This is a genomic window from Nonomuraea terrae, assembly GCF_004348995.1.
Taxonomy (GTDB): Bacteria; Actinomycetota; Actinomycetes; order Streptosporangiales; family Streptosporangiaceae; genus Nonomuraea; species Nonomuraea terrae.
Window position 1 is genome coordinate 1 of record NZ_SMKQ01000185.1, and the last position, 18,344, is coordinate 18,344.

Sequence of the window (18,344 nt, forward strand, 5' to 3'; positions counted from 1 at the left end):
GTCTCTGCCCCTGTCTCTGTCCCGGTCCCCGCCTTCGCGGAGCCCGCCTCGCCGATCGTCCCGGCCGCGGTCGTGCGGATCCCGGGAGCCGACGCGGTCGTGCAGATTCCGAAGATCGCGCACGAGGAGCTCGGCCCCTGGGAGGACGCGTTCCGCACCCACGACACCACCTCCGCCCCCGCGGCCTCGCCCCGCCCGGAGCCGCTCCGGCCGCAGAACGGCGGCGGGCCGGCCGCCGACGAGCTGGCGCGGCTGCGCCAGGAGAACGCCGGCCTGCGCCGCCGCAACGCCGAGCTGGAGCAGGAGAACGCGAGGCTGCGCGGGGAGCTGGACCTGCTCCTGCAGAGCGCGGGCGCCTGGCTGAAGAACCTGACGGCGGAGCGGTGACGGCCCCCGGGCGTCACAAGGTGCGGGCCACGAGCAGGGCGACGTCGTCCTCCGAAGAGGTGTCGTTCACCATGGCGTCGATCACGGTGCCGCAGAGGGTCTCCAGCGGGAGCGCCGGGTCGGACAGCGCGGCGCGCAGCCGCGCCATGCCCGCGTCGATGTCGGCGTGGCGGGTCTCGATCAGCCCGTCGCTGTAGAGGACGACCAGCGACCCCGGCTCGAGCTCCAGGTCGAGCGACTCGTAGGAGGCCAGGCCGAGGCCGATCGGGGTGCCGGCGGGCACCGGCGGGAAGGTGACGGCGCCGCCGGGCGCGACGACGGCGGGCGGCGGGTGTCCGGCGGCGGACAGGGTGCAGCGCCGGGTGGCCGGGTCGTAGACGGCGTAGAGACAGGTGGCGCCTATCTCGGCGGCCGACAGGCCGCTGGCGCCGGTGTCCTGCTCGTTCAGGCGCAGGACGAGGTTGTCGAGGTGGGCGAGCAGGTCGGCGGGTGGCAGGTTCATGTGGGCGAGGGTGCGGACGGCGGTGCGCAGCCGGCCCATGGTGGCCGCGGCGTTGATGCCGTGCCCGGTCACGTCGCCGACGACCAGGGCGATCCGGCCGCCGCTCAGCGGGATCGTGTCGAACCAGTCGCCTCCGACGCCGTTGTGCACGTCGGAGGGCAGGTAGCGGGAGGCCACCTCGACCGCGCCGCCGCCGGACAGCTTGCGCGGCAGCAGGTGGCGCTGCAACGCCAGGGCCGCGTGGTGCTCGCGGGTGTAGCGGCGGGCGTTGTCGAGGCTGAGCGAGGCGCGGGCGACGAGCTGCTCGGCGAGCGTCAGGTCGTCCTCGGCGAACGGCGTCGCGTTCTCGGTGCGGACGAACACGGTGATGCCGAGGATCTCGCCGCGGGCGCGCAGCGGGACGATGATCAGGCTGTGCATCCCGGTGTCGTGGATGACCTTGGCGCGGCAGGGGTCGACGTCGAGCCACGTGCCGGACGAGGTGTCGAGCTTGGGCTCGAAGTGGGAGCATCCCGAGGACAGGACCGCGGTGAAGGGCGACGCCGGCGGCACGTACACCGCTTCTCCTCGCGCCCAGAGCGATTCGGGAAAGCGGGGGTGGAGCGAGGCCTGGCCCGCGCGGCGGAAGGCGGGGATGCTGTCGTCCGTGGCGGCCAGCCGCTGCAGCGGCCCTTCCTCCGGCAGGACCGAATCGGCCAGGTCGACGGTGACGTAGTCGGCCAGCCCCGGCACGGCGAACTCCGCCAGCTCCTGCGCCGTCTTCATCACGTCGAGCGTGGTGCCGATCCTGGCGCTGGCCTCGGCGAGCATCGCCAGCCGCCGGCGGGCCCGGCTGTGGGTGATGTCCATGGCCATGGAGACCAGGCCCAGCGGCTCGCCGTCGACGCCGTCGAGACGGAAGAGCGACATCGAGAACGTGCGCTCCTCCCGTCCGGCCGTCGAGGCGCGCCGGATCTCCCGGTCGATGACGGGCACGCCGTCTTCGAGCAGCCGCCGCCCCGCGGCGATGAGCTGCTCGATTCCGTTCTTCGGCCAGTCGTCCACGCGGCTGCCCAGATGTCGCGGGAAGTAGTCGCTGACGCTCTCGGCCGTCTCGTTCAGCCAGATGTAACGTAGATCACGGTCCAGCAGGCACATGGCCACGGGGGACCGGTTGACCAGCGGCTCCAGCACGGAGGCCGCCGCCTCGCCCACGGGCGACGCGAGCACCACCCAACGCGGCGTCTCCTCCGTGACGCCGGCCCGGCAGCCGCGCAGGTGGACCATGACGCCGCCGCCGTCCCGGTGGCGGGCCTCGACCAGGCCGGACCACTCCTCGCGTCCGGCGACCCGCTCCATCCAGCCGGCCACGCGCGCCGCGGCGTCGGGCGACCTGAGCAGGACGGCGGCAGAACGGTTCACGATCTCGGCGGCGGTGTATCCCAGCAGTTGTTCCGCGGCCCGCGACCATCCGCTCACGGTGCCGTCCGCATCGATCACGGCGGCAGCCGGGACGTGGCCCCCGGCCACCGCGTCATCGGATGCGGTCATCCCAACCTCCTGCCGCGCATTTCGTACCGTACTCGTCAGGGTAATGGCTGCTGATCTGCGGAGATGCCACGCGGTCTGGTCAGGCGGGGGCTGCCGACCCTGGGCTCGCCCGGCCGGGAACGTCACAGTCGGGCATGGTGGGGCGCGGGTGGTGTCCGGAGTCGGTGTCGGGTGCGTAAAGCGTCCCTGACGGGAGGCGTGAGAGGACGCCCCCCGAGGGTACGTGGGTGATGTTTTCCGGCGCAGCGTTCGGAGTCTCACCATGACCGTCACTCGCCCACGCCTGCCCGCCCTCGGTGTGCGGCGCGGTGCGCGGCCACGCCCCTGGATCCTGCTCACCCTGGTGAGCGCCGGGTACGGCCTCGCGCAGCTGCTGCTGCTCGCCTTCCCCTGGATGGGGATCGGATGGGACGAGGCCGTCTACGCCAGCCAGTACGCCGCCCACGCGCCGCCGGCCCCGTACAGCGCGCCGCGCGCACGCGGCGTCCCGCTGCTCGTCGGCCCCGTCGTGATGCTGACCGACTCGATCGCGGTGCTGCGGCTCTACCTGATCGCGCTGTCGTCGCTGGGCCTGTTCGCCGCCTTCGCGGTGTGGCTGCGCGTACGCGACCATCCCGCGGTGCCGCTGGCCGCGCTGCTGTTCGCCGGCTGCTGGCTGTCGCTGTTCTACGGCGGCCAGGCCATGCCCAACCTGTACGTCGCGCTGTCCGCCGTGGCCGCCACCGGGTTCGTGGCGCTGGGCGGGCGGTCATGGGCGATGGCGGCCGGTCTCGCGGGCGCGTTCGCCGTCATGTCGCTGATGCGGCCGTCCGACTCGCTGGTGACGGCGGGCGTTCTGGGGCTGGCGGCGCTGGCCGTGCCCGCGTGGCGGAGCCTGCGGACGCTGCTCGGCATCGCGGCCGGGCTGGCCGTGGGCTGGGGGCAGTGGATGATCGAGGCGCAGCGTGACTTCGGCGGGATCGCCGAGCGGCTGCGCGACGCCGGCGAGCACAACGTCACCGGCTGGACGCTCTCCCTCGTCGAGCACGCCCGCGCGCTGGACGGGCCGAGCCTGTGCCGGTTCGGCACCGACTGCGGCCCGGTCTCGCCGATCGCGCTGATCTGGTGGCTGGCCATCCCGGCGATGGCGGCCGGGGGCGTCTGGCTGGCCTGGCGGGCCGGGCGTCCCTGGCCGGCGCTGCTGGCCGCGGCCTGCGGGGTGGCGCTCGCGCTGCCGTACCTGTTCTACGTCGACTACGCCGCGCCGCGTTTCCTGATGCCCGCGTACGCGCTGCTCGCGCTGCCCATCGCGGACGGCATGACGGAGCTGGCCCGGCGGCGGGGCCCGCTGCTCGCGTTCGTGGCCGCGGGGCTGGGGGCGCACCTGCTCCTGCAGGGCGCGTACGCGTACGGCATGGTCAAGGCCAACGAGAACGGCCGGCAGCGGATGGCGGAGGCCGTCGTCGAGCTGCGCCGGTTGGGCGTGCGCCCGCCGTGCATGATCTACGGCGAGTCGGGCGTGCAGATCGGCTACATGCTCGGATGCGAGTCGCAGGGCATCATGCAGCGGTTCGCCGAGCGGGCGCCCGCCCGCATCCGCGAGGCGATGGAGCGGGGCGACCGCCTGGCGGTGATCCACGCCGACGTGACGCCGCCCGACTACGTCGCCGACTGGCCCGAGCACGACCTCCCCGGCCGATGGACGGCGCGCCTGGCCCCCTGAATCATGGCGGGGTGAGGATCGAGACGCCCTGGGGAACCTGGGAGCACGCGCCGCTGCACGAGGTCGTCGCCCTGCTGCGGGAGCTCAGGGCGCCGTGGTGGGTGGCCGGCGGGTACGCGATCGAGCGGGCCGTCGGGCGCGCGTACCGGCAGCACGGGGACGTCGACGTCGCGCTGCCGCGCCGCGACCAGCTCGCGGTGCGGCGGCTGCTGGACGGCTGGGACGCGCACGTCGCGCTGGACGGGACGCTGCGGCCCTGGGAAGCGGGCGAGACGCTGCCCGCGCGGGCGCACGACATCTGGGTGCGCGAACACCCCGGCGGGCCGTGGCGCTTCCAGCTCATGCTGGACGAGATCGACGGCGAGCAGTGGGTCTACCGGCGCGACCCCCGCATCCGCCGCCCGCTCGCCGGGCTGACCGTCGCGGACGACGGCTTCCGCCGGCTCGCCCCCGAGATCCAGCTGCTCTACAAGGCCAAGGGCGTACGGCCGAAGGACGAGACCGACTTCGCGGCGGTGCTGCCGGTGCTGACGGACGAGCAGCGGCGCTGGCTGGCCGGCGCCCTGGAGACCGAGCACATCGCGCACCCCTGGATCACCCGCCTCCACCTCAGGTGAGAGCGGCCCGCTGACCGCCGTACCATCCTGGCCGCCATCGGATGGTACGGACGTCACACCCACCTCACTGCAGCCGAAATAAGGGATATGTCGTGTTTATGGGGATGTGGGTGTTTCGGTATGACCCCTCAGGGCATGGGCGAACGGGCCGGTTAGAGGCGGTCGAAGGTCCGAGGTAAGGAGCGTGCCATGAAGGACGCGGGCAAGGTGGCGCTGGCCGTCATCGCGGGCTACTACTTGGGCAGGCGCCACAAATTGCGTATGGCCCTGGCTCTGGCGGTCGGCGGCGCGGCGCGCAAACTCCGCAAGGAGCAGGGTGGGCTGCTGCAGCAGGGGACCAAGCTCCTCGGCTCCTCCCCGGAAATCGCCGACATGACCGACCGGCTGAAGGGCGAAGTGCTGGAGGTCGCGAAGGCGGCGGCCGTGGCGGCGGCGTCCAAGCAGATCGAGTCCATCACCACGCGGCTGCACGAGCGGACCGAGTCACTGCGGCAACCGCAGGCCGGGGAGCAGGCGGAGGCACCGGAAGAGGCACCGGAAGAGGCGGAACGGGCCGAGTACGAGGAGGAGGAAGAGGAGCCCAGAGCCCGCGTGCCCAAGCCGCGCATGTCGAAGGCCCCCGGCCGGGAGGTCGCGGACGAGACACGCAGGCGGATGGCCGGCACGGCTCGCAGGCGGCCGTCCCAGTCGACGGGAGAGTGAAGTGCGATGACCGAGGCCACGAAACTGGCGGGCAAGGCGGTACGCCAAGGACGGGAGACCGTGGACAAGGGTCAGGAGGCCGTCCGCGAGACACCGGTGGGCAAGGCGGTGCCGGAACTGCCGACCGGCCAGCTCACCTCCGCCCTGCAGGATCTGTCGATGGCCCTGGCGGAGCGGGCACTGATGTCGGTGACCGGCAAGATCGAAGGCCTGAGCGGACGGCTTGGTGACTTCGCCGAAGGAGGTGGCGGCGGCGGCGCGAAGAACCTGCTGAGCGCGGTCACCGGCTCGGACAAGTCGATCGGCGGCTCGACCATCGCGGGAGCGGCGAAGGGAGCCGTCAAGGGGATCTTCGGCAAGATCTTCAAGGGCAAAGGCAAGGGGAAGGGCAGCAAGAAGCTCAAGCTGACCAACATCGTCGAGACGATCGACATCGGAGCCCCGCGCCGGATCGTCTACAACCAGTGGACCGAGTTCCAGGACTTCCCGACGTTCATGAAGAAGGTCGAGAACGTCAACCAGGAAGAGGACGACACGCTCTCCTGGAAGGCCCAGGTCTTCTGGTCGCACCGTACCTGGAAGTCGAAGATCCTGGAGCAGGTGCCCGACGAGCGGATCATCTGGCGTTCGGAGGGGGCGAAGGGGTACGTCGACGGCGCGGTGAGCTTCCACGCCCTCACCCCCGACTTCACGCGCGTGATGGTGGTGCTGGAGTACCACCCGCAGGGGTTCTTCGAGCACACCGGCAACATCTGGCGCGCCCAGGGCCGCCGCGCGCGGCTGGAGCTCAAGCACTTCGCGCGGCACGTCATGCGGCAGGTCATGCTCAATCCCGACGAGATGGCCGAGAGCGGCTGGCGCGGCGAGATCCGCGACGGCGAGGTGGTCAAGGACCACGAGACGGCCGTCGCCGAGGAACGTGGCGAAGAGGGCGCACCCGAGGAAGAGCCCGAAGAGGGCAGGGAAGAAGTGCGAGCGGAAGCCGAGGAAGGCGAAGAGGCGCCGGAGTACGAAGAGGCCGCCGAGGAGGAGCCCGAAGAGGAGGCTCCACGCGAGAGGGCCGAGCGCGAGGAGGAGCCCGAAGAGGGCGAGTACGAGGAGTACGAGGAAGAAGAAGAGCCGGAGGCTCCGCGCGGCCGGCAGCGGGCCGAGCGCGAGGAGGAGCCCGAAGAGGGCGAGTACGAGGAGTACGAGGAAGAAGAGGAACCCGAGGAGGCACCGCGCGAGCGGCAGAGGGCCGAGAGCTCTCGCCCGGTCCGCCGCGGGGCCCCCGCCCGGAGGTGACGGCGCCGGGAACCTCGGAGCGAGCGTCCGGGCTCATGGGGCCCGGACGCCGACGTGTCGGAGCGCTTCGCCGCGGCCGGCGCGGTCCCTGGTCGCCGATCTCGACGATATCGACACGGCCGGTCGCCATCGGCCTTCCTTCGACGTACGGCTCTCGCCCCAAGTTCAGCCCAACCCCACTGCCACGCGACCAGCCAGAACCAGATCTCGTCGGCCCGGCTGACCCGGCGGCAGCCGCCGGGAGCGGTCATACGGTGCCAGAGGAAGCCTTCGATGCCCCGCGTGCCGAGGACGTTGCGGCAGGTGCCGCGGAGCGGGACTCCGGGATGAAGCCTGACTAGGCGCGCGTCGACGCCCTGACCATGAGCTCCGGCTGGAAGACGATCTCCTGGTGCCAGTGGCCCGAGTCGCCGCGGGCGTCGGTGAGCAGCAGGTCCGCGGCCGCCTGACCGAGCTGGTGCTTCGGCTGGCGGACCGAGGTCAGCGACGGCGACAGCAGCGCCGCGAACTCCACGTCGTCGTAGCCCATGACCGCCATGTCGTGCGGGACGCTGATGCCACGCTGCTCGAGCCCGCGCAGCACGCCCAGCGCCACCGTGTCGTTGACGCAGAACAGCGCCGTCGGCCCCTCGCGCAGGGGCAGCCGCTCCAGGGCGGCCTCGCCCTCGCGCGGGGTGAGCGCGGGCAGGGTGATCTCGGTGACCACCTCGTCCGGGTCGAGCCCGGCGGCGCGCACCGCGTTGTCCAGCCCTTTGCGCCGGTCGGCGCACTGCCGCACGATCGACGGTCCGTTGAGGAACGCGATGCGCCGGTGGCCGAGCGACAGCAGATGGGCGCCGGCCATTTCGCCGCCCCTGACGTTGTCGACGGCGACCGCGCAGAGCTGGGAGTCGGCGCCCGGCCGGTCGAGCAGCACCATGCCGATGCCGCGCCGGCGCAGCTCCACCAGGTGGGAGATGTCCTGCCCCGCGGGCGTGATGAGGATGCCGGGCACCCGGTGCTGTTCCAGGATCTGCAGGTAGTAGGCCTCCTTCTCGACCGAATCGCTGGAGCTGCAGAGCACCAGCAGCAGCTCCTCCTGCGACAGCCTGGTCTCGATGCCGGGCAGCACCTCGGTGAAGAACGGGTTGCCGATGTCGCGGACCATGACGCCCACCGACCGGCTGGAGCCGGCGCGCAGTTGCCGTGCGGGCGCACTGGGCACGAACCCGAGCGCCTTGATGGAGGCGCGCACCCGGCGCAACGTCGGGCCGGCGACGAGCTCGGGCCGGTTGAGCACGTTGGAGACCGTTCCCACGGAGACGCCGGCATGGGCGGCGACGTCGACCATGCTGAGTCGGCGGCGCTCGGCTGGCTTGTGGATGTCGGTCACCGGCGGACAGCCTCTCTGGTCACCTGGCAGGGAGTCCCATTCTACCCGTTGAAATGTTTCAGCCGGGTTGCTGCGAAGCGCCTCACTGGTGGACGGGCATTGACGCAAACACTTCGGCCTCGTTACGGTGCGGCGGATTGAAATGTTTCAAGAACGGGAGCCCTTCGTGATGCATCTCGCCGTGACCGATCTGCGGGTGGAAGGACTGACCGAGCCTCTTGGCCTGGACGTGAGCGCGCTGGAGTTCTCCTGGCGGATCACCGGGCCCGGGCGCGGGCGGGCGCAGAGCGCGTACCGGCTGATCGTGGGGCTGGAGTGCGATCCGGCCGCCGAGGGGGCCGAGCCGGTCTGGGACAGCGGCGTCGTGGCCTCGGCCGCGACGTACGACCTCCCGTACGGCGGGGCGGAGCTGCGGCCCAGGACCCGCTACCAGTGGCGGGTCAAGGTGGCCGACGAGAGCGGCGCGTGGTCGGACTGGAGCCCGGCGCACTGGTTCGAGACCGGGCTCGGCGATGCCACCGGGTGGCCGGCGGGGTGGATCGGCACGCCCGCGGTGCCCGGGTCGGAGCGGCTGCCGTCGCTGGAGAACGTGCCCCGCATGTGGGTCGCCGACCGGCTCGGGCCCTCTGCGTCGGCGACGGGGGCGTTCCGTACGCGGTTCGCCGTGCTGGGCGGGGCCAGGCCGCTGTCGGCGTGGCTGGTGATCGGCGGCGGCTCCGAGGTGGAGGCGTACCTGAACGGCGTCCCGGTCGCGGGGGAGACGCGGGACGGGGCGTTCGTGGCCGATGCGGGCGACCTGGTGGCGACGGGCGAGAACGTGCTCGCGATCAGGGCCGCCGGGTCAGGGCTGTGCGTGCGGCTGGAGGTCGCGGTCGAGGGGCGGCCGGCGCTGCCGCAGCTCGTGCCGGTGCCCGGGGAGAGCGCGGTGACAGTCATCTCCGGCGGCAGGTGGCGGGCCAGCGACACGCCCGGCGACGGGTTCGAGCAGCCCGGGTTCGACGATGGGGCGTGGCCGTTGGCCGAGGAGGTGGGGCTGCACGGTGATCCGCCGCACGGCCGCGAGCCGATCGGCGACCGGCCCAGCCCCTACCTGCGGCGCGAGTTCGGCGTGCCCTCGCCGGTGCGCCGGGCCAGGCTGTACGCCACCGCGCTCGGCGTCTACGAGATGCACCTGAACGGCACCCGGGTGGGCACCGACCACCTGGCCCCCGGCTGGACCGACTACCGCCACCGTGTCACGTACCAGACCTACGACGTCACGGAGTTGGTGTCGGAGGGGCGGAACGTGCTCGGCGCGATCCTGGCCGACGGCTGGTACGCGGGCAACATCAGCTGGTTCGGCTCCTTCCAGTACGGCAGGCGGCTCGCCTTCCGCGCCGAGCTGGAGATCCTGCACGACGACGGCGGCGTCACCCGGCTGCGCACCGGCCCCGGGTGGCGGGCCGGGTCGGGCGCGATCCGCTACGCCGACCTGCAGAACGGAGAGCGGCACGATCTGGCGGCCGAGCCGCTCGGCTGGACGGAGGCCGGGTTCGACGACTCCGGCTGGGCGCCCGCGGTGCCGGTGACACCGCCCGCCGGCCGGTTGACCGCCGCGGTCGCGCCGCCGATCCGGGTGCACGATGAGCTGGAGGCGGTCGCGGTGTGGGAGCGGCGGCCCGGCGTGTGGATCGCCGACTTCGGGCAGAACCTGGTCGGCTGGGTCCGGCTCACCGGCCGCGCCGGCCGCGACCGCCCGGTGGTGCTGCGCCACGCCGAGGTCCTCGACCACGAGGGCGGGCCGCACCTGGCCAACCTGCGCTCGGCCCGGGCGACGGACGAGTTCCGGCCACGCGGCGACGAGGCGGAGACCTTCGAGCCGCGGTTCACCTTCCACGGGTTCCGGTACGTCGAGGTGTCGGGGTTGCGCGCGGCCCCCGAGCGGATCACGGCCAGGGCGGCCTACGCCGCGATGGAGCCCGCGGGCGAGTTCACCTGCTCCGACCAGCGCATCGATCGGCTGCAGCGCAACATCGTGTGGGGGCAGCGGGGCAACTTCCTGGCCGTCCCCACCGACTGCCCGCAGCGCGACGAGCGGCTCGGCTGGACCGGCGACATCTGGGCGTTCGCACCCACGGCGCTGTTCAACTACGACGCCGCCGGGTTCCTGCGGAGCTGGCTGACGGACGTGGTCGACGCCCAGGGAGCCGACGGCGCGGTCACGCACGTCGTGCCCGACGTGCTGTCCGGCCGGGGCCTGTCGCCCAACGCCAAGGAGGCGGGCTCGCCCGGCTGGGGTGACGCGCTGGTGATGCTGCCGTGGGCGCTGCACCGGCTGCGCGGCGACGCAGGGGTGGTCGCGGCCTGCTTCGAGCCGATGGTGCGCTGGCTGGCGTACCTGGACCGACGCTCCGAGGGCGGGATCTTCCCGGAGGAGGGGTTCGGCGACTGGCTCTCGATCGGGGCCGAGACCTCCAAGCGGCTCGTCGGCACCGCGATCTTCGCACTGTCCGCCCGGCAGCTCGCCGGGCTCGCCGCCGCACTCGGCCGCGACGCGGACGAGCGGGCCTGCCTGGAGCTGTACGGGCGGGTACGGCAGGCGTTCCGCGCGGCCTTCGTCGAGGGGCCGGGCGTGCTGGCCGGTGGGACGCAGACCGCGTACGTGCTGGCCATCACGGCCGGGCTGCTGGAGGAGCACGAGTTGCCGAGGGCCGCCACCCGGCTGGCCGGCGACATCGAGGCGCGCGGCGGCCACCTGTCGACCGGGTTTCTCGGCACGCCGTACCTGCTGGACGCGCTCACCTCGACCGGGCGGCTGGACGTGGCCTACCGGCTGCTGACGCAGGACACCTTCCCGTCCTGGCTCTACCCGGTCGTGCACGGGGACGCCACCACCATGTGGGAACGCTGGGACTCCTGGAGTCACCACCGAGGGCTGCAGGACCCGGGCATGAACTCCTTCAACCACTACGCCTACGGGGCCGTCGGCGACTGGATGTACCGGACGGTCGGCGGGCTGGTCCCGGGTTCGCCAGGGTACGCCGACATCATCGTGCGCCCTCGTCCCGGCGGTGGGATCACCTGGGCGAGGACCGCGCACCGCACCAGGCACGGCCGGGTGGAGATCTCCTGGAGGCTGGAGGACGGCGGCTTCGCCCTGGACGTCGTCGTGCCGCCCAACACCAGAGCCGAGGTGCACGTGCCCGCGTCGCCGGAGCGGGTGACCGAGGGCGGCGCACCGGCGGCGGAGGCGGAGGGAGTGCTCTTCGACCGGCTCGACGACGGGAGCGCGGTCTACCGGGTCGGCTCGGGCGCCTATGCGTTCCGCGCGTTTTAACGTTTTAGCGGGCGGAGCACTTCTTCTCCGATGTCACATACACGACATCGCGGTGAACAAACCGTTATCCCAGGCTATTGACACCAATAAGGGTCCTGGCAAGACTCGGAAGGTGTCTGAAACGTTCAAATCAGTGCAGGACACGGCAGGGCTGAGAGGCGGTTCCATCGTGATCAGTACAAAAGTGCGCCGCCGGCTCCCGTGGGGCGTCTACCTCGTCCTCCTCCCCACGTTCGCCCTGCTTGCGGCGTTCGCGTACTACCCCGCACTGAACGGCATGGTCCACTCGCTCTTCGAGTGGCGGCCCGGCTTCGAGTCGCCCTTCGTCGGCTTCGAGAACTACCTCACGATGCTCGGGGACGATCTGTGGTGGGCCTCGTTCCGCAACATCGGGATCATCTTCGTCTGGGCCGTCACGCTGATGTGGGTGTTGCCGCTGCTGGCCGCGGAGCTGGTGATGTCGCTGTCGAGCGAGCGGCTGCGCTTCGTGTTCCGCACGCTGCTCATCCTCCCGCTGGCCTTCCCCGCGGTGGTCAACGTGCTGCTGTGGCAGTTCATGTACGACCCGCGCGACGGCGTCATCAACAGTCTGCTGCGCGCGGTGGGCCTCGACGGGCTGGCGGGCAACTGGATCGGCGACCCCGACACCGCGCTCGTCGCGCTGATGACGATCGGCTTCCCGTGGGTGGCGAGCCTGCCGTTCCTGGTCTTCCTGTCGGCGCTGCAGAACGTGCCGGCGGAGATCTACCAGGCCGCCGAGGTCGACGGCGCCGGGCGGCTGCGCCGCTTCTGGAGCATCGACCTGCCGATGATGTTCCGTGACGTCAAGCTGCTGTTCGTCCTGGCGGTGATCTCGGTGCTCCAGTACGGCATGCAGGCGCACATCATGACCAAGGGTGGGCCCGACAACGCCACGCAGGTGCCCGTGCTCCGCATGCTGGACGCGGCCTTCCTGGACACGAGCTGGGGCTACGCGGCGACGCTCGGCACCGTGCTGTTCGCGCTGACGCTCGCGGTGAGCCTCGTCGCGCTGGCACTCGGCAGGAAGGCACAGGCATGAGCCGCACCCGCAGGACGAACCTGGTGGCGGGCGCCGCGCTGTCGGTGCTGGCCTTCGCCGGGCTGTTCCCGTACCTGTTCATGGTCGTGGCCTCGGTCAAGGACAACGAGCAGTTCTTCGCCAGCTACTGGTCTCCCGCCTGGCCGCTCCACCTGGAGAACTACGCGGCGGCCTGGGAGCAGGTCAGCCCGTACCTGTTCACCTCGTTCGTGGTGGCGGGGCTGGCCATCGCCGGCACGCTGGCGCTGGCCCCGGCCTCGGCGTTCGTGTTCGCCCGCTACCGCTTCCCGGGGCGCAACACGCTGTTCGCCCTGATCGCGGCGCTGCTGATGGTGCCCTCGATCACCAGCCTGATCCCGCTCTTCGTGCTGATGCGGGACCTCGGCATCCTGGACAGCCGGCTGGTGCTGATCGTCCCGCACATCACCGCGAACACGGTCTTCGGGATCGTCGTCATGCGCACGTACATGGCGCAGCTCCCGGAGGAGATCTTCGAGGCGGCGCGCGTGGACGGGGCGGGCGGGATCCGCGTGTTCCTGGCCTTCATGCTCCCGCTGGCCCGGCCGGTCATCGGCACCGTGGCGCTGATGACGGTGCTCGGCGTGTGGAACGACTACTTCTGGCCGCTGCTGACGGTGCAGACGGACGCGTACCGGACCATCCCCGCCGGGCTGGCCTTCTTCGCCAACCAGAACGTGCAGCAGTGGGGGCCGCTGTTCGCGGGCTACGTTCTGGCCAGTCTGCCGCTGGTGGTGCTGTTCACGTTCCTGTCCAAGTGGTTCCTGGCGGGGATCCAGGGCGGCATCGTCTCCGGCAAGTGAGAGCGTGGTTGAAACGTATCAACTCACGAAAGGAACCGGCTCCCCATGAGAACACCCCCCAAGAGCGGGCTGGCGGCCACGGTCGTGCTGCTCGCACTGACAGGCTGCGGCCTGCTGGGCACCGGCGGCCAGGGATCAGGGACCGACGGCAAGGTCACGATCACCCTGGCCGGCCCCAACCAGTGGAACGCCAGCGGCAGCAGCTTCGGCCCGGCCTGGGAGTCGCTCGTCGACTCCTTCGAGAAGCGCGAGCCCGGCATCGAGGTCAAGACCCAGGTGCTGCCTCTCGACGGCTTCTCCCAGACGATCACCACCCAGCTCGCCGCCGGCACCGCGCCCGAGCTGGTCTTCAACCAGCCGCCGCACAAGGCGCACGAGGTGCACGCGCTCGACGCCGAGCTGCAGAAGCCCAATCCGTACGTGCCGGGCAACCAGCGCTGGATCGACGTGTTCAAGAAGGACTACTTCGGCCCCGGCGTCTCCAAGGCGCTCAGCAAGGAGAGCGGCAAGCTGGAGTACATCCCGTTCAACCTGGTCGCGATCGGCCTGTTCTACAACAAGGACGCCTTCGCCAAGGCGGGCATCGACGAGCCTCCGGCCACCTGGGAGGACTTCAGGACCGCTTGCACGAAGCTGAAGGACGCCGGCTTCGACCCCGTCGCCCTCGACAAGGGCGGCCTGGCAGCCGGCTGGACGTGGGAGTCGGTCAGCACCCAGCTCATCGACAAGTACTACGACGAATGGAACCAGTTCGACGCCACCGGCAAGCCCGGGAAGGCGCCGACCGTGACCGAGAAGTCGATGAGCAAGGTGATCAAGGAGGGGACGCTCACCACCAGGACACCCGAGGTGGCCGAGTCGCTCAGGATCTACAAGGAGTTCTTCGACTGCGGCACCCCCAACTGGACGGGCGTGGCCGACGGCGGCGCCACGGTCGGCTATCGCGACTTCGTCTCCGGCAAGGCCGCCATGTCGTGGGGCACCGACTTCGCCGTCGAGGCGCTGAAGGCGGACGCGAAGTTCCCGCTCGGCACGATGCCGTTCCCGACGATCACCAAGGCGACCACGCCGTTGTCGACCGACGCCCCGGCCCGCTACGGCGCGTCGATCGGCGGCACCAGCTACATGATCCCGTCGACGGTCAAGGACGAGAAGTACGCCGCCACCATCAAGTTCCTGCAGTACATGAGCTCCCCGGCGATCAAACCGTGGCTGGACGCGACCGGCGGCCTGCCCGCCATCGAGGGCGTGGAGCCGTCGCCCGAGACCGCGGGGCTCCTGGAAGGCGAGTGGGGCAAGCCGTACCGAGTGACGGCGCTGCCGGGCGGACCCGAGGGGACGTCGTTCCGTGACGTGTTCGACGGCTACCTGCTGGAGGAGCGAACGCTGGAGGAAGAGCTGGCCGACCTGGAGAAATGGTGGGAGCGCGGCATCGAGGCCGGCATCAAGAAGAACGCCTGGGGCGACGAGGACTGGGCCAAATAGGAGGAGATGACATGCGGTTATTGATCGCCCTGGTGCTGGCCGTACCAGGGCTGTTCGTGAGCGTGCCCGCGCACGCGGCGACCGGTGGAGTGACCGGCGTCGAAGTCGGTGAGGGCACGGTCATCGTCACCGGCACCGCGCCGGCGCCCGCCGAGTTGTACGCGCTGGACACCTGGCAGGACACGCACGCCGGAGAGACTCCGGTCGCGACCGTCGAGGCGGGCGAGTTCCGCGTCGAGGTGCCACGCATGGAAGGGGACCAGGACCGGCTCCATGACAAGTTCCTCGCCGTGGGCGCGGACGGGCCGCTGGGCGAGGTGCACTACGCCGACAAGCTGACCTTCGCGTCGGCAAGCCAGACCCCTTATCCCGAAATGTCGGGCAAAAAGGGGTTGCAGGTTCAGATGACCGACGACGCCGAGGAGATCGGCGTCCAGCACGCGGGCATCAACCTGGCCCTGGACTCGGTCATGATGGCCGGGCCCGGCGCCCCCGGCAACACCATCGAGTTCGTCTCCCAGGGCAGGACCTACTACTTCGACCGGGGCGCCGTCGCCGGCCTGGACGCCCAGGTCAAGCCACTGTCGGACAACGGCGTGCTGGTCAACCTGATCGTGCTGGTCTACAACAGCACCGCGCCGAACTCCGCCGCCCGCACGCTCATCCACCCCGAGGCCGAGCTCGGCAAGGGCACAGTGTACGCGTTCAACACCAAGACCGCCGAGGGCGAGGCGCACTTCACGGCCGCGATGGAGTTCTTCGCCCAGCGCTACAGCCAGGCCGACGCCCGGTACGGCCGGGCGTGGGGCTGGATCGTCGGCAACGAGGTCGACGCCCAGCAGTTCTGGTACAACATGGGCCCGCAGGAGCGGGACGTGTTCCTGGAGCACTACACCCGGGCGATGCGGCTGACCTGGCAGGCCGTGCGCAAGGCCGACACCGCCGCGCGCGTCTACACCTCGCTGACCCACCACTGGACGATCGCGGCCAACGACGACCCGAGGTACACCTACAAGGGCCGCGACGTGGTCGACGGGCTCAACGCGCTCACCAAGCGGCAAGGCGACTTCGACTGGCACATCGCCCAGCACCCGTATCCGGAGAATCTGTTCAACCCGGCGTTCTGGAACGACAAGACCGCCACGGACGACTTCGACACGATGCGGATCACGTTCAAGAACATGGAAGTGCTGCCCCGCTACCTCGCCCAGGAGCATCTGACGTATGGCGGTGAACGGCGGCGGGTGATCCTCTCCGAGCAGGGGGTGAACTCCCAGGACTACTCCGACGAGGAGCTGAGGCTGCAGGCCGCGGCCTACGCCTACGCGTACTACAAGGTCGCCTTCGCCGACGGCATCGACTCCTTCATCCTGCACCGGCACGTCGACCACAAGCAGGAGGGCGGGCTCCGGCTCGGCCTGTGGACGTGGGACGACGAGCACAGCGCGGCGTCCAACCCCGGCGAGCGCAAGCCGGTGTACGACGTGTTCGCCGGCATCGACACCGAGCGGTCGCTGGAGGTGACCGAGTTCGCCAAGGAGATCATCGGGATCTCCGACTGGAAGGACGTCATCCCCGGCTTCGACCGTGCCCGGCTGGCCGTGAGCAAGCCCCCGGCGCGGGTCGGGACGCAGCTCGGCGCCAAGCCGGTGACCGAGCGGGTGATCTCCGGCTTCGAGGCCGACACCGGCGGCTGGCGGCCGTCGGACAACGCCAACGCGGTCGAGCGGGTGGCCGTCGACGGCGGGCACGCGCTCCGCGTGCGCTTCGACCGCGACCTGCCCGGCTGGTCCCAGTACGCCAAGTCGTACAAGGGCGCTGACGTGCTGTTCGACCGGCCGCTCGACGCCTCGCGCGCGTCGCAGCTCTCGCTGTCGATCCGGGTGCCCGAGAACGCCGACGACGCCTTCAAGCCGGGCAACGCCTTCACCGCCAAGATCCGCGTGTACGGGCGTGACGGCGCGGTCGCGGAGGGCGTCGGCGCGATCGACCCGGCGCTCGGCTGGAACCGGCTCACGCTCGACCTGTCCCGCTGGGCGCCGCGCGAGGCGATCTCCCGGGTCAAGGTGTGGGTACGCGGCTCGGTGGGCTCCGACTGGGCGGGCTCGTACGAGATCGACCGGCTGAGCCTGGCGATGGCGGCGCTGCCCGACCTGGACCGGCGCAACATCGAGGTGACCGCGTCCACCGCCGAGCGTGGCCGGATCGGCTCCACGGTCACCTTCACCGTGACCAACCGGGACGTGCTGCCGACGGCCGGCAAGGTCACGCTCACGTCCTGCGACGGCGTGGCCGTCGATCCGGCGTCGCTCGGGGTGAGCGGCCTGCGCACGGGCGCGAGCCGCACGTTCGACACCGCGCTGACGGCGTACGGGCCCGCGAACCAGGAGTATCCGGTCGTGTGCGCGTCCTACCTGCGGCAGAACCACCGGGTGACGTTCCGGCTGCCGCCGGAGGCCGCGTACGTACCGCCGGCCCCCGACGCCTTCGCCAACCAGGAGCTGGCCGACGGCTTCGACAGCGCCGGCGACTACCAGATGCACCGGGTGGAGCCGGAGAACAAGGAACTGCCGCAGGTCGGCTACGCCGACGGCGCCCTGTCGGCCGCTCATCCGTCGGCGGGCTGGTTCGGGCTGATGTCGTCGGGTGTGTCGCCACGCAATCCGGCGTTCAGCACGGCGATCACCATCAGGAAGTTCCAGGGCGACTCCACCGACATGGACACCGTCTACACCGGCCTCGTCAAGGACGGCAAGGCGGACGTGGCGGCGTTCTACGTCAACAGCCAGAAGTTCGCCGGCTTCGAGGTACGCGGGCCGCAGGTGCCGGGCGGCCTGGCCGTCTTCGGCGTCAAGCAGGGCGTGACCGTCCCCGACGGAGGCCGGTTCGCGCTCTCGCTGGTGGGCGACCGGGCCGCCATGTACGCCGACACCGGCTCCGGCTGGGAACTCATCACCGCCGCCACGCTGGAGCACCTGCCGGAGTTGTCGGATCCGGAGGTGCGGGCCGGATACCGCTACGGATTCGGCGTACGCGGCGACGCCGGGCCCAGCGCTCTGGTGCTCGACGCGGTGGAAGGGAAGAGCATTTCGTGAGGCGCACCACGTGCTCGCCGACGTCGCCCAAGGATCGGTGAGCACGGAGCTCACGGCGGCCGGACCGACCGTCCGGCCGCCGCCGGGCGTCCGTCGGCTGGAGTCCTTCTCCTTGATCTCGGCCGACCGGACAAAGGGACCAACCGCCCTGCGGGTACGGACCCTGCGCTGATCAGGCTCGGACGCGTCGCTTCTCCGGCGGGCCGACCGCCCGACAGAGAAGCCGGAGCCGGCTCAATCTGGAGCCCGCCCGCGCGACCCAGTACATATCCGATCTTGTCAGGACTCTCCGTAAAGAAGAATATTGCAGGGGAAAAACCCGTCCATAACGGGAGGAGCAAGGCTTGTCCCTCGACAGGCGCACCCTGCTGCAGTCCGTCGGCCTCACGGCCGGCCTCGTCGCTCTCACCCCCTCGGCCGCCAACGCCGAAGTCCTGACCGCCGCCGACCCCACCCCCGCCCGGGGCGCCA

General features: G+C 71.1%; 12 protein-coding genes. 10 read left to right on the forward strand and 2 right to left on the reverse strand.

All coding sequences use genetic code 11. The features are described from left to right. A partial coding sequence (locus tag E1286_RS36925) for a hypothetical protein (RefSeq protein ID WP_223190785.1) occupies window positions 1–387 on the forward strand: 387 nt, incomplete at its 5' end. A 13-nt stretch (window positions 388–400) separates the two neighbouring features. Here E1286_RS36925 and E1286_RS36930 read toward each other — a convergent pair. After that, on the reverse strand, window positions 401–2,419 hold the full coding sequence (locus E1286_RS36930; RefSeq protein WP_165970079.1) for a SpoIIE family protein phosphatase: 2,019 nt from the start codon (window positions 2,417–2,419) through the stop codon (window positions 401–403). Between the two features lie 262 nt (window positions 2,420–2,681). On the opposite strand from E1286_RS36930, the gene E1286_RS36935 reads away from it, so the two are divergent. The 4 genes from E1286_RS36935 to E1286_RS36950 all read left to right on the forward strand — a co-directional run bounded on the left by E1286_RS36935 (window position 2,682) and on the right by E1286_RS36950 (window position 6,724). Next, window positions 2,682–4,121, forward strand: coding sequence for a hypothetical protein (locus E1286_RS36935; protein ID WP_132620214.1), 1,440 nt, complete (start codon window positions 2,682–2,684; stop codon window positions 4,119–4,121). An 11-nt stretch (window positions 4,122–4,132) separates the two neighbouring features. Next, window positions 4,133–4,738, forward strand: coding sequence for a nucleotidyltransferase domain-containing protein (locus E1286_RS36940; RefSeq protein WP_165970080.1), 606 nt, complete (start codon window positions 4,133–4,135; stop codon window positions 4,736–4,738). A gap of 189 nt (window positions 4,739–4,927) precedes the next feature. Further along, a complete protein-coding gene (locus tag E1286_RS36945) occupies window positions 4,928–5,440 on the forward strand; it encodes a hypothetical protein (RefSeq protein ID WP_132620218.1) in 513 nt (170 codons plus the stop codon). 6 nt (window positions 5,441–5,446) lie between these two features. Further along, window positions 5,447–6,724: an SRPBCC family protein gene (locus E1286_RS36950; RefSeq protein ID WP_132620220.1), complete on the forward strand. Its 1,278-nt coding sequence runs from the start codon at window positions 5,447–5,449 to the stop codon at window positions 6,722–6,724. Window positions 6,725–7,061: 337 nt separating this feature from the next. On the opposite strand, the gene E1286_RS36955 is transcribed toward E1286_RS36950, so the two are convergent. Further along, window positions 7,062–8,096 carry a LacI family DNA-binding transcriptional regulator gene (locus E1286_RS36955; RefSeq protein WP_246075491.1) on the reverse strand — a complete coding sequence of 345 codons (1,035 nt, stop codon included), beginning with the start codon at window positions 8,094–8,096 and terminating at the stop codon, window positions 7,062–7,064. 169 nt (window positions 8,097–8,265) lie between these two features. Between E1286_RS36955 and E1286_RS36960 the strand changes: the two genes are divergently transcribed. The 5 genes from E1286_RS36960 to E1286_RS36980 all read left to right on the forward strand — a co-directional run bounded on the left by E1286_RS36960 (window position 8,266) and on the right by E1286_RS36980 (window position 17,873). Beyond that, window positions 8,266–11,412 (forward strand): glycoside hydrolase family 78 protein, encoded by a 3,147-nt coding sequence (locus tag E1286_RS36960; protein WP_246075493.1) that lies wholly within the window; start codon window positions 8,266–8,268, stop codon window positions 11,410–11,412. Between the two features lie 169 nt (window positions 11,413–11,581). Continuing rightward, complete coding sequence (locus E1286_RS36965; RefSeq protein ID WP_246075492.1) at window positions 11,582–12,472, forward strand: carbohydrate ABC transporter permease; 891 nt, start codon at window positions 11,582–11,584, stop codon at window positions 12,470–12,472. Next, window positions 12,469–13,293, forward strand: a complete 825-nt coding sequence (locus E1286_RS36970) for a carbohydrate ABC transporter permease (protein WP_132620224.1) — start codon at window positions 12,469–12,471, stop codon at window positions 13,291–13,293. Before E1286_RS36965 ends, E1286_RS36970 begins: the two co-directional genes overlap by 4 nt. Before the next feature lie 45 nt (window positions 13,294–13,338). Then, window positions 13,339–14,778: an ABC transporter substrate-binding protein gene (locus E1286_RS36975; protein ID WP_132620226.1), complete on the forward strand. Its 1,440-nt coding sequence runs from the start codon at window positions 13,339–13,341 to the stop codon at window positions 14,776–14,778. Window positions 14,779–14,789: 11 nt separating this feature from the next. Next, entirely contained in the window at window positions 14,790–17,873 is a 3,084-nt protein-coding gene (locus E1286_RS36980) for a DUF5722 domain-containing protein (protein WP_132620228.1), read from the forward strand. The last annotated feature ends 471 nt before the right edge of the window (window positions 17,874–18,344 follow it).